12 protein-coding genes are annotated in these 13,771 nt (G+C 65.0%); 8 read left to right on the top strand and 4 right to left on the bottom strand.

The annotated features are described in order from the left end of the window. Positions 1-345 precede the first annotated feature (345 nt). Positions 346-2,859 (top strand): excinuclease ABC subunit UvrA, encoded by a 2,514-nt coding sequence (locus tag KIH79_RS09570; RefSeq protein ID WP_219059181.1) that lies wholly within the window; start codon positions 346-348, stop codon positions 2,857-2,859. Positions 2,860-2,919: 60 nt separating this feature from the next. On the opposite strand, the gene KIH79_RS09565 is transcribed toward KIH79_RS09570, so the two are convergent. Next, positions 2,920-4,326 (bottom strand): hypothetical protein, encoded by a 1,407-nt coding sequence (locus KIH79_RS09565; protein WP_219059180.1) that lies wholly within the window; start codon positions 4,324-4,326, stop codon positions 2,920-2,922. 174 nt (positions 4,327-4,500) lie between these two features. On the opposite strand from KIH79_RS09565, the gene KIH79_RS09560 reads away from it, so the two are divergent. The 7 genes from KIH79_RS09560 to KIH79_RS09530 all read left to right on the top strand — a co-directional run bounded on the left by KIH79_RS09560 (position 4,501) and on the right by KIH79_RS09530 (position 10,804). Further along, positions 4,501-4,824 (top strand): type II toxin-antitoxin system HicB family antitoxin, encoded by a 324-nt coding sequence (locus KIH79_RS09560; protein ID WP_219059179.1) that lies wholly within the window; start codon positions 4,501-4,503, stop codon positions 4,822-4,824. A 73-nt stretch (positions 4,825-4,897) separates the two neighbouring features. Beyond that, positions 4,898-6,271, top strand: a complete 1,374-nt coding sequence (locus tag KIH79_RS09555; protein WP_219059178.1) for an MATE family efflux transporter — start codon at positions 4,898-4,900, stop codon at positions 6,269-6,271. 169 nt (positions 6,272-6,440) lie between these two features. Further along, a complete protein-coding gene (locus KIH79_RS09550) occupies positions 6,441-6,992 on the top strand; it encodes a YbaK/EbsC family protein (RefSeq protein ID WP_219059177.1) in 552 nt (183 codons plus the stop codon). A 163-nt stretch (positions 6,993-7,155) separates the two neighbouring features. Continuing rightward, positions 7,156-7,920 carry an amino acid ABC transporter ATP-binding protein gene (locus KIH79_RS09545; RefSeq protein ID WP_162834997.1) on the top strand — a complete coding sequence of 255 codons (765 nt, stop codon included), beginning with the start codon at positions 7,156-7,158 and terminating at the stop codon, positions 7,918-7,920. 75 nt (positions 7,921-7,995) lie between these two features. Then, entirely contained in the window at positions 7,996-8,832 is an 837-nt protein-coding gene (locus KIH79_RS09540; RefSeq protein WP_219059176.1) for a glutamate ABC transporter substrate-binding protein, read from the top strand. Between the two features lies 1 nt (position 8,833). Beyond that, positions 8,834-9,511 carry an amino acid ABC transporter permease gene (locus KIH79_RS09535; protein WP_219059175.1) on the top strand — a complete coding sequence of 226 codons (678 nt, stop codon included), beginning with the start codon at positions 8,834-8,836 and terminating at the stop codon, positions 9,509-9,511. Positions 9,512-9,517: 6 nt separating this feature from the next. Beyond that, positions 9,518-10,804: an amino acid ABC transporter permease gene (locus KIH79_RS09530; protein ID WP_236023779.1), complete on the top strand. Its 1,287-nt coding sequence runs from the start codon at positions 9,518-9,520 to the stop codon at positions 10,802-10,804. Here the strand turns inward: KIH79_RS09530 and KIH79_RS13240 are convergent. The 3 genes from KIH79_RS13240 to KIH79_RS09515 all read right to left on the bottom strand — a co-directional run bounded on the left by KIH79_RS13240 (position 10,713) and on the right by KIH79_RS09515 (position 13,730). Further along, entirely contained in the window at positions 10,713-11,312 is a 600-nt protein-coding gene (locus KIH79_RS13240) for a glycosyl hydrolase 115 family protein (protein ID WP_420829374.1), read from the bottom strand. The genes KIH79_RS09530 and KIH79_RS13240 overlap by 92 nt on opposite strands. 357 nt (positions 11,313-11,669) lie before the next feature. Continuing rightward, positions 11,670-12,578: a carbohydrate ABC transporter permease gene (locus tag KIH79_RS09520; protein ID WP_236023777.1), complete on the bottom strand. Its 909-nt coding sequence runs from the start codon at positions 12,576-12,578 to the stop codon at positions 11,670-11,672. A gap of 171 nt (positions 12,579-12,749) precedes the next feature. Next, positions 12,750-13,730 (bottom strand): ABC transporter permease, encoded by a 981-nt coding sequence (locus KIH79_RS09515; RefSeq protein ID WP_219059173.1) that lies wholly within the window; start codon positions 13,728-13,730, stop codon positions 12,750-12,752. Positions 13,731-13,771: the final 41 nt, after the last annotated feature.

Below are 13,771 nucleotides of genomic sequence, written 5' to 3'. Positions count from 1 at the left end.
TGCCGGCGGCAGTCTTCGCTGTCATGGTTTCCATTGTCTCAGTCGGCATGCTCATCACAGGCCCCTTTCCCGCCGGCCTCACGACCGGCGATCAAAGCCAGTTACACACATTCCGAGACAGTCCCGCCGATTATCGGGTGGTTGCGAGAAGGCTGATTTTTTCAACGTTGTTATGTGCTTGGGTGTTGGGCGCCGCGCTCCGTGTCACGCTCCGCGTCGCGGATTGGGGCGTGCGATGCGGTGTGGGGCGGGACAGAGGGGTGAGACAGAGGGACAGGATGGGGGCGAGGCAGAGAGGAGGAGAGCGCGCGGATTGCGAAAACGTGCGCTCCTAGAATGGTGGGCATGAACGAACGGACGGGGAACGGCGGCGACAGGCCGCAGGCGATCGAAGTACGCGGCGCGCGCGTGCACAATCTGAAGAACATCGACGTGGACGTGCCATTGGGGGAGATGGTTGGCATCGCCGGCGTGTCCGGTTCGGGCAAAAGCTCGCTCGCGTTGGGCGTGCTGTACGCGGAAGGGTCGCGGCGATATCTTGAGGCCCTGTCCACGTATACGCGCCGTCGGCTTACGCAGGCCGGCCGCGCGCAGGTCGACGACGTCCGGTACGTTCCGGCGGCGCTCGCCCTGCACCAGAGACCCGGCGTGCCCGGCATCCGCTCCACGTTCGGCACGATGAGCGAACTGCTCAACAGCCTGAGACTCCTGTTCTCCCGCTGCGCCGCGCACGTGTGCCTGCACTGCGGCGCACGCAACGCGCCGACGATCAACGTCGCCGCCGACCTGCCGATCCGCTGCGCCTCCTGCGGCGAACAATTCCGCGCGCCCGGAGCCGAAGACCTCGCGTTCAACTCCGGCGGCGCCTGCCCGACCTGTTCGGGCACTGGCATCGTGCGCGAGGTGAACCGTACCGCGCTCGTGCCGGACGAGAGCAAGTCCATCGATGACGGGGCCGTATTGCCGTGGGGATCGCTCATGTGGGACCTCATGAAGCAGGTGTGCGGCGCGATGGGCGTGCGCACCAACGTGCCGTTCTGCGAACTCACCCCCGAAGAGCGCGACATCGTGTTCAACGGGCCAGCCGTCAAAAAGCACATCCTGTACCGGCCGAAAAAGGGCGACGACTTCGCCGAGCTTGACTTCACCTACTACAACGCCGTGTACACGGTCGAAAACGCGCTCGCCAAGGCCAAGGACGAGAAAGGCCTCAAACGCGTGGCCCGGTTCCTCAAGGAAACGCCGTGCAGGGACTGCGGCGGCACGCGTCTGAGCTCCCGTGCCAGGGCCCCGCAGGTGCGTGGCATCAATCTCGCGCAGGCGACCGCCATGACCCTGGACGAGGCCGTGTCGTGGGTGCGCGGCGTGCCGGACACGCTGCCGACCGACATGCGGCAAATGGCCGCGAACATCGGCGAATCGTTCCTCGACACGGCAAAACGACTGCTGGAACTGGGACTTGGCTACCTGTCGCTGGACCGCGCCGGCGCCACGCTGTCCACCGGCGAACGCCAGCGCGTGCAGCTCGCCCGAGCCGTGCGCAACCGCACCACGGGCGTGCTGTACGTGCTCGACGAGCCGTCCATCGGCCTGCACCCCTCGAACGTGGACGGCCTGCTCGGCGTCATGCGTGATCTGACGGCCGACGGCAATTCGGTCGTGGTGGTCGACCATGACGTGCGCGTGCTCAAGGTGGCGGATCATCTCATCGAAATGGGCCCGGTGGCGGGCGCCGACGGAGGCCATGTGATCGCGCAGGGCACGGTCGGCGACGTCGAGGCGACGCCCGGCAGCCGCATCGCGCCGTTCCTCGCCGCAGAACGGCCGCAGCGGGTGCGCCCGACCGTGGACGAACCGCATATGTTCGACCTTGGCCGCATCCACTTGGAAACCGGACGCCTGCACACGGTCGGACCGCTTGCCGTGGATATTCCGCGCGGACGGCTCGTGGCGGTGACCGGAGTGTCCGGCTCCGGCAAGACCACGCTCGTACTGGAAACGCTGATTCCCGCGCTGAAAGCCCGGGCGGCCGGAGAGGTTCCGCCCGCGCACGTGCATGCGCTGGAGGCGGACAGCATCAGCCGGGCGAACCTCATCGACGCGACGCCGATCGGCGCGAACGTGCGCTCCACCGTCGCCACCTACGCCGGCATCCACGACGAGCTGCGCCGCGCGTTCGCCCGTTGCGACGAGGCCAAGCAGGCCGGGTGCAAGGCCGGCGACTTTTCCTACAATACGGGCAGCCTGCGCTGCCTGACCTGCGACGGCACCGGATCGATCTCGCTCGACGTGCAGTTCCTGCCGGACGTCGACATCGAATGCCCGGACTGCCGCGGATCCCGCTACTCGCCGAAGGCCGACCGCATCCGCCGCCGCGGCAAGGACGGGCGGGAGTTTTCGCTGCCGCAGCTCATGGCGATGAGCGTGGACGAGGCGCTCGAGGCGACCAAGGACCTGCGCAAGGTCCATGCCGGGCTTGCCACCCTTCACGATCTGGGGCTCGGATATCTTACGCTGGGCGAGCCCACGCCGGCCCTGTCCGGCGGCGAGGCGCAGCGCCTCAAGCTTGCCGGCGACATGGGCAAGGCCCAGTCGGACGCCGTGTTCGTGTTCGACGAGCCGACCATCGGCCTGCACCCGCTGGACGTGCGCGTGCTGCTCGGCGTCTTCGATCGGTTGGTCGCCGCCGGCGCCACCGTGGTGGTGATCGAACACGATCTCGACATGATCGCCAATGCCGACTGGATCATCGACATGGGGCCGGGCGGCGGCGAGGCCGGCGGACGCGTGGTCGCCGTCGGCACCCCGTCGGCGATCGCCCGGTGCGCCGACAGCGTCACCGGCCGATACCTGAGGTAGCGGCCCGCCATGCCGGTTTTCGCGAACATGTTCCGCGAGGGCGATCCTGTCCATGCCGTTTCACCGGCCTTGGGCAGACAGATGGACTTCCGGCGTGGGATCCCAGATGGTGCGCCGGATGACGGAGCCGGCGCGCTCGTGAGGCAGATGCACCATGTCGGGCATCGATTCGCCGGCGAACAGGTTGCCGCCCTCGTCGAGCGGAACATAATGCGGCACGATGCCGATGACGTCCTCCCCGCGCGCCGCCTGCACCAGCGCAGCCGCATGATCCACCGCAACCGGCAGGCCGGCGTCATGCAGCGCCAATGCGAACGGCATCGCCTCAATCCACGACGGGAACGCGGCGCTCGCAATGCGGAACGACCAGCCGCTGCCGTCATGCACCGGCAGCAGCCTCGTCCACGAGAATCCGGGCGCCGACCGCACCTCCCATTCATGCGCGCGCTCACCCGCCTCGAGCAGCAGCGCCTCGAAGGCGGACGGGGAGTCCTCATCCATGTCTCGCAGGGCGCGGCCTTGCGGATTGGCATATGAGCCGTACCAGTCAAAAGGCGAACCTCCGGTGCCGGGAGCGCGCAGTCCGATTCCCTGATAGCCCGCGGCGCATGCCTCGACGTATGCGCGCGCCGTCATCGACGGCAGGCGTCGGCCGCCGTCGGCGACGGCGGAGGGGCAACGGTCGGCGCCGGCGAACAGCCGCTCGAATCGGCTGATCTCGTCGCTGGAGATCATGCGCAGTGCGTACTCCCGGTATTCCGGGAATATCTCCCACCAATCGCGTCGTGGGATGCGGCCCGTGCGCATGTCAAACGGCAGTCGCCGGCGAAGCATGCCGTTGTATTCGTTCCGGGCGCACAGGCGAACGCATGCCTCGGCTCCATGCACCAGCCAGTGTACGAGCGACAGGCCAAGCCCGGCATCGATGCGGCTCGTCGCCGGCACCCGTTGCGTGTCCGGCGCAATCGGCGCAATCGGCGCCGCGCCGGCCATCGGATCCGGCGCTGATACGGGCGTGACGTCGGCCATCGACCCGTCTGACGCGCCGATGGCGAGGACGCTGGGAGGCGTCGCCGGGAACGCCGCCTCCTCGATCGGGCGAAAGCGGATGCCCAGACGTTCGTTGACGCGGAATCGATAACCGTCGGACAGCGTGAGCCGGTCGATGCGGTACCAGCGTTCGCCGTCCGGATAACAGGTCCGCCAATGGCGTTCGAACTCTTCGCGCGTATCGAAGAGGCCGTTGGCATGCAGCTGGGCGAAATCGCCGAATGCCTCGATCGGACCGCGCTCGGCCGGAATCCAGAACGTGCGGCGGCTGTGCCCGCCAGCGGGCGAAATGCCGTTGGTCAGTGCGATCAGCGTTCGCGCATACATGTCCAGCGGCAGGACGATGTCGGGCGAGCGCGTGTTCCGGATGCGCAGCAGGCCATCGATTTCGGGAGCGTAGCAAGTGGCGGTCGTCATGGTCCGTTCCTTCCGTCTCGAATGACTGCAGCGAAAGTGATATCACTATTGATACCACAATGATCGTACAGATGTTCGACTATCGTGTGTGGCGTGTTGCGATGCCGGCGGGGCGGGACGGCGTGCGATAAGGTGGCGGAGAGGTTCGCATACGTGGCAGTGAGGAGGCGTCGCATGTCGGAGGGCAGTCGGTACATATACCGCGTCAGTTGGTCGGATGAGGACGGCGGATTCGTCGCCACCGTGGCGGAGCTGCCCGGATTGCGTTTCGTCGCCCAGTCGTCCGTGGACGCGATGGCCGGCATCTATGCGATGGCCGCCGAGCGGGTAAGCGCGTTGAAGGCCGAAGGGGCCGACGTGCCGGTGCCGTTCGAAGACCGCCATTATTCTGGGCACTTCATGGTGCGGGTGCCTCCGGAGCTGCATCGCCGGCTTGCGCTGGAGGCGGCGGAGCAGGGCGTGTCGCTCAATCGTCTGGTGCAGTCGAGACTGGGGTAGGGCGCTGCGGGAACCGGCCGCAGGCCCCGCAGCGCGCCGGCCGGCGTATCCGGGCGGGTGGTAGAGTGGCGGCGTGGTTCAGATGCATGCGATCAAACGGGCAAGTGCGGACGCGAAATACCGGCAGATGACGGGCAGTCCGATCCGGCCGCTCATCCTGCGGCTGTGCATTCCGGCCGTCGTCTCGAATCTGGTCACCACCGCGTACAATCTCACCGATACGTTCTTCATCGGCCAGCTCGGCACCGCGCAGTCCGGCGCGATCGGCATCGCGTTCTCCATCATGACCATCCTGCAGGCCATCGGCTTCTTCTTCGGCAACGGCGCGGGCAACTCCATGAGCCGAGAGCTCGGCAAGCAGAACAACGATCGCGCCGCGCGCCTGCTCGCCGTCGGCTTCACGGGCGCGGTCGTGTGCGGCGCGACCGTCGCCGTGATCGGGCTGATCACGCTGCGTCCGCTCGTCGTCATGCTCGGCTCGACGCATACGATCGCGCCGTACGCCGTGCAGTATCTGACGCCGATCCTCGTCGCCGCGCCGTGCGTATGCGGCTCGTTCGCGCTCAACGGCCTGCTGCGCTACCAAGGACAGTCCGCGTTCGGCATGATCGGCCTCGTCACCGGCGCGCTGCTCAACTTCCTGCTCGCCCCCCTGTTCATCTTCGTGCTGAATCTCGGCATTTTCGGCGCCGGGCTCGCCACCGGCATCTGCCAGACCGTCAGCTTCGTCATCCTGACCACCATGAGCCGCAAGTTCGGCGTCATGAAACTCTCGCTGCGCAACTGCCGGCCGGACGCGCTGCTCATGCGCGAGATCGTCGGCGGCGGCCTGCCCTCGCTCGTGCGCCAGGGCGCGGGTTCGATCGCCACGACCTGCGTGAACATCGCCGCCAACCCGTTCGGCGACGCGGCCATCGCCGGCATGGCCATCGTCATGCGCATCATGCTCGGCGCGAACTCGGTCATCATCGGTCTCGGCCAGGGCTTCCAGCCGGTGTGCGGCTACAACTACGGCGCCGGGCTGTACGGGCGTGTCAAGGAGGCGTTCTGGTTCGTGATCCGCCTGTCGACCGCCGTGCTCGTCGTCATCGGCGCGTTCGTCTGGCTGTTCGCGCCGCAACTGGTCGAGATCTTCCGCTCCGACCCGGCCGTGGTGGAGGTCGGCGTGGCCGCGCTGCACTTCGAATGCGTCACCGTCGTGGTCAACGGCGTGAACATGATGGGCAACATGATCACGCAGACCATGGGCAAGACCGGCATCGCCTCGTTCCTCGCCGTGTGCCGCATGGGCCTGTTCCTCGCGCCCGTCGTGCTGATCCTGCCGCAGTTCCTCGGCGTGCTCGGCGTGGAGATGGCCCAGTCCGTCTCCGACATCCTCTCGTTCGCCGTCACCGTGCCGGTGCTGCGGCGTCTCCTGCATGACGATCTGCGCGAGACGGGACGCTGACGCGAGGCCGGTGTGCGGTCGGTGCGCGGTTGTCCTCGCGTCGCCGTGCGGCTGCCGCGATCGGCCGGCGCCTGATAGACGGTCATAAGCAACGCCTATAGTCGCGCGGCGTTGCGCGCGGAACCGCGCCGGTAAGCTGTCCCGTAACAAGTTTGCGGGGAGGACTTCGATGACACTGGAACTGCTCGACTGGCATGATGGGGATCTGCTGGCGGCGCCCGTGTTCGACGCGCTGAAGGGGCTGGTCGAACACGGTACGCCCGAAAGCAAGATTCTGGGCGTGACGATCAACTCCGACGAGGAGTCGGACACCGACCTGTGGTGTCCGAAATATGGAATTCCATTTGAACAAACCGGCAACGTGGTCGTCGTGCACACGCACAAGACGCGCAAGGCGCCGCCGCAGTTCGCCGCGGCGTTCGTCACCGCGGACACGCGCGCCGACCTCAACGGCGTCGTCAAGCGCACGCTGGAAGTGAGCAAGGTCAGTTTCGCGCCCATCGCCGACGCGGTGGATGCCACCGGCATGGAATCCGGCGGAATGTCGCCGATCGGACTGCCCGAAAGCTGGCCGCTGCTCGTCGACCAGCACATCCTGTCGATCCCGAAGCTGTACCTCGGCAGCGGCATCCGCCCGTCGAAGCTCGTGGTCGACGGGTCGATCTTCGACGACATCCCCGGCGTCACGTTCGTGGCCGGACTCGGGCACCCGCGCGGCTGACCGATCGCAACCGGCGGCATGACGCCGTTTGCCGGCGGTGTGACGCGGCGATCCCATGTGAACGTTCACTTGTCCGCGGGGTGAACAATGGGGGTTGAGTCGGTAACATGCTGCCGATATACTGCCCGCTATGTCCGATAAGAAAGAAGAAGTGCGGCCCACCATGCCGCTTGTCCCGGGAGACGAACCCGGCCGTCCGCTCGTCGAGCTGACCCACGTCGAAAAGCATTTCGGCGACCTGCACGTCCTCAAAGACATCAACCTGACCGTCAACAAGGGCGAGGTGCTCGTCGTCGTCGGCCCGTCCGGCTCCGGCAAGTCCACGATGTGCCGCACCATCAACCGCCTCGAAACCATCGATTCCGGCGACATCCGCATCGACGGCAAGCCCCTGCCCCAGGAGGGCAAGGAGCTCGCCAGCCTGCGCGCCGAGGTCGGCATGGTGTTCCAATCGTTCAACCTGTTCGCCAACAAGACCATTCTCGACAACGTCACGCTCGCGCCCGTCAAGGTCCGCCACATGGACAAGAAGGAGGCGGAGCGCCTCGCCATGGACCTGCTCGACCGCGTCGGCGTCGCCACCCAGGCGAACAAGATGCCGTCCCAGCTCTCCGGCGGCCAGCAGCAGCGCGTCGCCATCGCCCGCGCGCTTGCCATGAAGCCGAAGGTCATGCTCTTCGACGAGCCGACTTCCGCGCTCGACCCGGAAATGGTCAACGAGGTGCTCGACGTCATGGTCGAGCTCGCCCACGAGGGCATGACCATGATCTGCGTGACGCACGAGATGGGCTTCGCGCGCAAGGCCGCGGACCGCATCGTGTTCATGGCCGACGGCCAGATCCTCGAACAGAACACGCCCGACGAGTTCTTCGAGCATCCGCAGACCGACCGCGCCAAGGACTTCCTGTCGAAGATCCTCACCCACTGACCGCCCGGTCGCGCGATCGCACGGCGACAGCGGAAACCCAGCGGAACACCTGAGGAAGCAACTGAGGGAAGCAATATGACATTGAGACCAAGCATGAAACGCGCCGCCACGCGCGTCGTGGCCGCCGTGGCCGCGATCGCCTGCGCGTTCTCGCTCGCCGGATGCGGCGAGGACGAGGCGGGCAAGATCCGCATCGGCATCAAATTCGACCAGCCGGGCCTCGGCTTCAAGAAGTCCGGCACGTACGTCGGCTTCGACGTGGACGTGGCCAAGTACATCGCCAAGGAGCTCGGCTATTCCGAGGACGAGATCATCTGGAAGGAAGCCCCGTCCAAGCAGCGCGAGGCAATGATCCAGAACGGCGACGTGGACATGATCCTCGCCACCTATTCGATCACCGACGAGCGCAAGAAGGCCGTCTCCTTCGCCGGACCGTACTTCGTGGCCGGCCAGGACCTGCTCGTGCGCGACGGCGACCATTCGATCAACGGCCCCGAGGACCTCGACGGCAAGCGCCTGTGCTCCGTGACCGGCTCCACGTCGGCCAAAACCGTCAAGGAGAAGTTCGCGTCCGAAGTCCAGCTCATGGAGCAGCCCGGCTACGCCGAATGCGCGACCGCGCTGTTCTCCGGCATCGTCGACGCGGTCACCACCGACGACATCATCCTCGCCGGCCTCGCCTCGGCTTCGCGCGGCAAGCTGCGCGTCGTCGGCAAGCCGTTCACGCAGGAATACTACGGCGTGGGCATCAAGAAGGGCGACGTGCGCCTCGCCGCGCGCATCAACGCCGCCATCGAGGACATGATCCAGGACGGCGCATGGCAGCGCGCCATCGAAGACAACACCAAGGGCACCTCGTACCAGCCGAACGCGAAGTACAACCCGCCGGAACCGACCGAAGGGGAGGCGTGACATGAACGGATTCATGCAGCTGCTCCAAACCTACGACGTGCTCGGCGCGTTCCTCGTCAACATCGAACTGACCCTGTGGAGCGCCCTGTTCTCCACCGTGCTCGGCGTGATCCTCGTCATGATGCGCATCTCGCCGATCTCGTCGCTGCGCGCCGTGGCCGGCGCGTACGTCGAACTGTTCAAGAACTTGCCGCTGACGATCATCATGGTGTTCATGGTGCTCGGCGCGTACGCGCAGCTGAAGCTCAGCTTCTCCGACACGTTCGCGACGAACTTCTTCTGGCTCGCCGTCACCGGCCTGTCGCTGTACACGGCCGCGTTCGTGTGCGAGTCGCTGCGAAGCGGTATCAACACGGTGCCGATCGGCCAGGCCGAAGCCGCACGCGCGCTGGGACTGAACTTCATGCAGGCCGCGACGCAGATCATCCTGCCGCAGGCGTTCCGCGGCTCCGTCGCGCCGCTCGGCAACACGCTGATCGCGCTGCTCAAGAACTCGACCGTCGCCGCGGCCGCGTCCGTGTCGACCGAAACGTCGTCGCTCATGAGCGAAATGATCGAATTCCGCCCGGACGTGATCGTGCAGATCTTCCTGATCTTCGCGCTCGGCTACGTGATCCTGATCATCCCGATCGGCATGCTCACCACGTACCTGTCCAACAAGCTCGCGGTCAGGAGGTGACCCGTCATGGCTGATACTTCGAATTCCGTGCTCTTCGACGCGCCCGGTCCCAAGGGCCGCCGCACCATCCGCATCGCCAACTGGGTGGCGGGCATCCTGTTCGCGATCGTGATCGTGCTCATCCTCATGCGCCTGCACAACCCGCCGGACGGCGAGAACCAGCTGAGTTGGGAGCTGTGGAAGCCCGCGGTCGAACGCGAGGCGTGGACCGACTTCTACCTGCCCGGCCTGTGGATGACCGTCAAGGCCACCGTGGTGGCCGTGGTCGGCGCCGTCGCGTTCGGTCTCGTCTTCGGCGTGGGCCGACTCCTGCCGAACCCGGTGCTGCGCGCGATCGCCGCCGTGATCGTCGAATTCTGCCGCGCCGTGCCGGTGCTGCTGCTCATGATCTTCTTCTGGCGACTGTTCGCGTTCGCCGGCATGGACAGCCCCTCGTACTGGGCCGTCGTGCTCGCGCTCGTGCTGTACAACGGTTCGGTCGTGGCCGAGCTCGTGCGCTCCGGCGTCGGCAACCTGCCGAACGGCCAGCGCGAGGCGTCGCTGGCGCTGGGCCTGACCGAAACGCAGTCGCTCATGCAGATCGAAGTGCCGCAGGCCGTGTACGCGATGCTGCCGGCCGCCGTCACGCAGCTGGTCGTCGTGTTGAAGGACACGGCGCTCGGTTCGATCATCATGTACACCGACCTGCTGCAGGAGTCGCGCCGACTCGGCTCGATGTACTTCAACATCCTGCAGACGCTCGTCATGGCCGCGGTGATCTACTTCATCGCCTGCTGGCTGCTGTCGCGTCTGGCCGAATGGCTGCCGGCGCGCATGCAGCAGCGCACGGCCGCGCCGGCCGAACCCGAGCCGGTCGCGCCGATCGCGATCATGGATCCGTCGAACGTCAACCAGATCGCCGTCGCGAAGGAAGTCAAGGAACTGCCGCTCGGCGGCACGCCGCGCCAGTACCATGTGCACCATCGCGGCACGAACGCGTCCATCCGCAACTGGCGCAAGACGCGTTACGAGCAGGGCTACGACGAGACGCACCCCGAGTCGCAGGTCGACCCGGCCACCGGCGAATTCCCCGCGCTCGGCGGCAAGGGCAAGTCGAAGAAGCCGGGCAAGGTCGGCACGATCGACAAGTCCAAGGCCGGCGCCGGCAAGGGTGAGGACAAGACGGGCAAGCCGGACGCGATGCCGAAGAACGAGGCCGTGTTCAACCACGGCAACGACGTCGGCAAGGGCCACACCAATCCGGAAGGCCACCAGAGCCATCCGGGCATCGGCCCGCACCGGCCGAAGATCTGATCCGATTCGGCCATCGGCGAATGCAACGACCGTGCCAGTCGCGGTAGGGACATTCGCTTATGAGCAACGGGCGCGGGGTTGGGAATATCCATAATGGCATGTTTCCAACCCCGCGCCCGCATTCGTCTGTATTCGTCAGTCTGCAGGCGGCATCGCGCCACCGGCAGACAGCAGAGGACTCTCCGCGGGACCGAGCAGCGAATCGGCCACCGCGCCAGTCGAAATCGTCATGGTGCGCGTCGAACCAGTCGCGCCATTCGCCCACGTTGTTGCGCAGCATGTTCTCGCAATGCGACGAGGACATGATCACGCCGTATTCGGCGGCCTCGCGCGCGTTGATCGGAGTGCCGTGATCGTCCGTGGCCGTGTTGAACGCGGTGGTGCCCTCGTGCATGGCTGGCCACAGCACGTTCAGCTTCAATCGCAGCGTCAGTTCGAAGACGTGACGGTAGAAATTCACGTCAGGAGTGCCGTGTTCGGTCGGATACTTGGCCTTCGCCCAGTCGATCGTGCGTTCTTCGTCGTTGATGAAGAGACCACGATAGCGTACGCTCGGACCGGTTTCGACGATACCGTTGGCCGGAAGGTCCGTTGCGATGTGGCCGCGGCATCGGCGGCCTCATCGACGGAGCGCGCGTCGTCGACGAGGAGAGGCGTTGTGCCGGAATCGGTGCATATTGGAAAGGAAACGGTTGATGATGTTGCCATGGAATGATCCTTGTTGTGCAAGATGTGTGGTGCGGCTCTGCGTTCAGTCTTGCAATTACGGACCTCGCTACGCTCGGACTCAATCCGACCTTCGCTCGACTGCCGTCTCGCTCAGGCTGAGCCTACGGACAGCCCATAGGACTGTACACTTCACGGCTCAGCCCTTGACCGCGCCGATCATCACGCCCTTGTTGAAATATTTCTGGATGAACGGGTAGACGATCAGCAGCGGCAGGGTGGAGACGATAATCACGCCGTACTTGATTGAGTCGGCGAATTCCTGACCGTAGCCGGCGCCATCCACCGAGCCGTTGCCTCCCGACATCGCCTGATTGGACAGCAGGATGTCGCGCAGCACCAGCTGCAGCGGCTGCTTGGAGGTGGTTTGGATGTACACGAGGCCGGTGAAGAAATCGTTCCAGTGGGCCACCATGTAGTACAGGCCGATGACGGCGATGATCGCGCTGGACAACGGCACCACGATTTTGATGAAGTACCCGAAATAGCTCAGCCCGTCGATTTGTGCGGCGTCATGCAGTTCCTCCGGGATGGAGGTTTCGAAGAACGATCGGGCGATGATGAGGTTGTAGACGTTCACCGCGCTCGGAATCACGAACACAAGCCAGTTGTCGAGCAGGCCGAGGCTTTCGTACAGCAGGTAGGTGGGAATCAGTCCGCCGCTGACGAACATGGTTACGGTGAAGAAGAACATGACGATGCGACGGCCTTTGAGCTCGCGGCGGGACAGCGCGAATGCCGCGGGCAACGTGACGACGAGATTCAGCGCTGTGCCGGCGACCGTGTACAGAATGGTGTTCGCGTAGCCGGTCCAGATGCGAGAGTCTTTGAAAATCTGCTCGTAGCCGTATGTCGACCAGCCTTTCGGCCACCAGACCACCTTGCCGGTGTTGACGAGGTTCTGGTTCGATACCGATGCGATCAGGAGAAACCACAGCGGATACAGCACCATGAGCACGATCGCGGTGATGAGTGCGGCGATGACGATGTCGACCGCCCAGTCGCCCGGGGTCTTATATATGCCCCTGCGACGGTGCGGCAGAGGCATCGCCTGAGTCTTTGCGACCTTTGCGGCTGGTTGGAGTTTCGTTTGAGACATGATTGAACCTTTGCTTCACTGGAATGCGATGCTGGAATGCGAGCGTGCGGTCGCACGAGGTTGCGGCGGCGCGTAACGGGGCGCCGCAATCGGCGGCGCGGCGGCGATTGCGGCGGCGGATCAGAACACGCTGGTGTCGGACACTTTCTTGGAAATCTGATTGGCGACCACGAGCATCACGAAGTTGATCGCCATGTTGAACAGGCCGATGGCCGTCGAATAGCTGAACTGATTCTGCAGGATGCCCATCTTGTAGGTGTAGGTTGAGATGACTTCGGAAGCCGGCAGATTGAGCGGGTTCTGCATCAGGTACACCTTCTCGAATCCGACGCCGAGCACGTGGCCCATGTTGAGGATGAGCAGAATGCCAGCAGTGGGCAGAATCGTCGGTAGATCGACGTATCGGATGAGCTGCAGGCGGCCGGCGCCGTCGATTTTGGCGGCCTCGTACAGTGCGAGGTCGACCGAGGACAGGGCGGCCAGGTAGATGATCGAATTCCATCCGACATGCTGCCAGACCTCGCTCATCCAATACAGCATCGGGAAGGCTCCCGTGCTGCCGAGCAGGTTCACGTCGTGCAGGCCGAACACGGCGAGCGCGCGAGTGAGAATGCCGGTGGACGGGGTGAGGAACAGGTTGATCATCGACACGATGACGACCACGGAAATGAAGTGCGGCATGTAGGTGACGGTCTGCACGAATCCCTTCACCCGCCTTGAGTGGATCTGGTTGATGAGCAGCGCCAGCAGAATCGGTGCGATGAAGCCCATGACCAGCGTCCAGAGGCTGATGACCACGGTGTTGCGCATGATCGGCCAGAACTGGGGGTTGGAGAAGAACTGGCGGAAGTATGCGAAACCGACCCAATCGCCGCCGGTGAGTCCCTTGGTGATGTCGAATCGTCGGAAGGCGAGTTGGATGCCGTACATTGGTCCGTAGGAGAAGATGGCCACGAAGATGACGGCGGGGAGCAGCATGGCCCACAGCTGCCAGTAGCGTTTTGCCGATTGGAGCCATGTCGGTTTGGGGGAGGACGCGGCGGTTGGTGCGGGGCCCGTGTTCGGTTCGTTCGGCGTGATTGAGGAGGTGGTGAGTGTCATCGCATGTCCGTTCGTATGATGTGAATGCGTTGATGATTGGT

Source organism: Bifidobacterium miconis, assembly GCF_019331735.1.
GTDB lineage: Bacteria > Actinomycetota > Actinomycetes > Actinomycetales > Bifidobacteriaceae > Bifidobacterium > Bifidobacterium miconis.
This window is presented reverse-complemented; position numbering and strand designations above follow the sequence as displayed.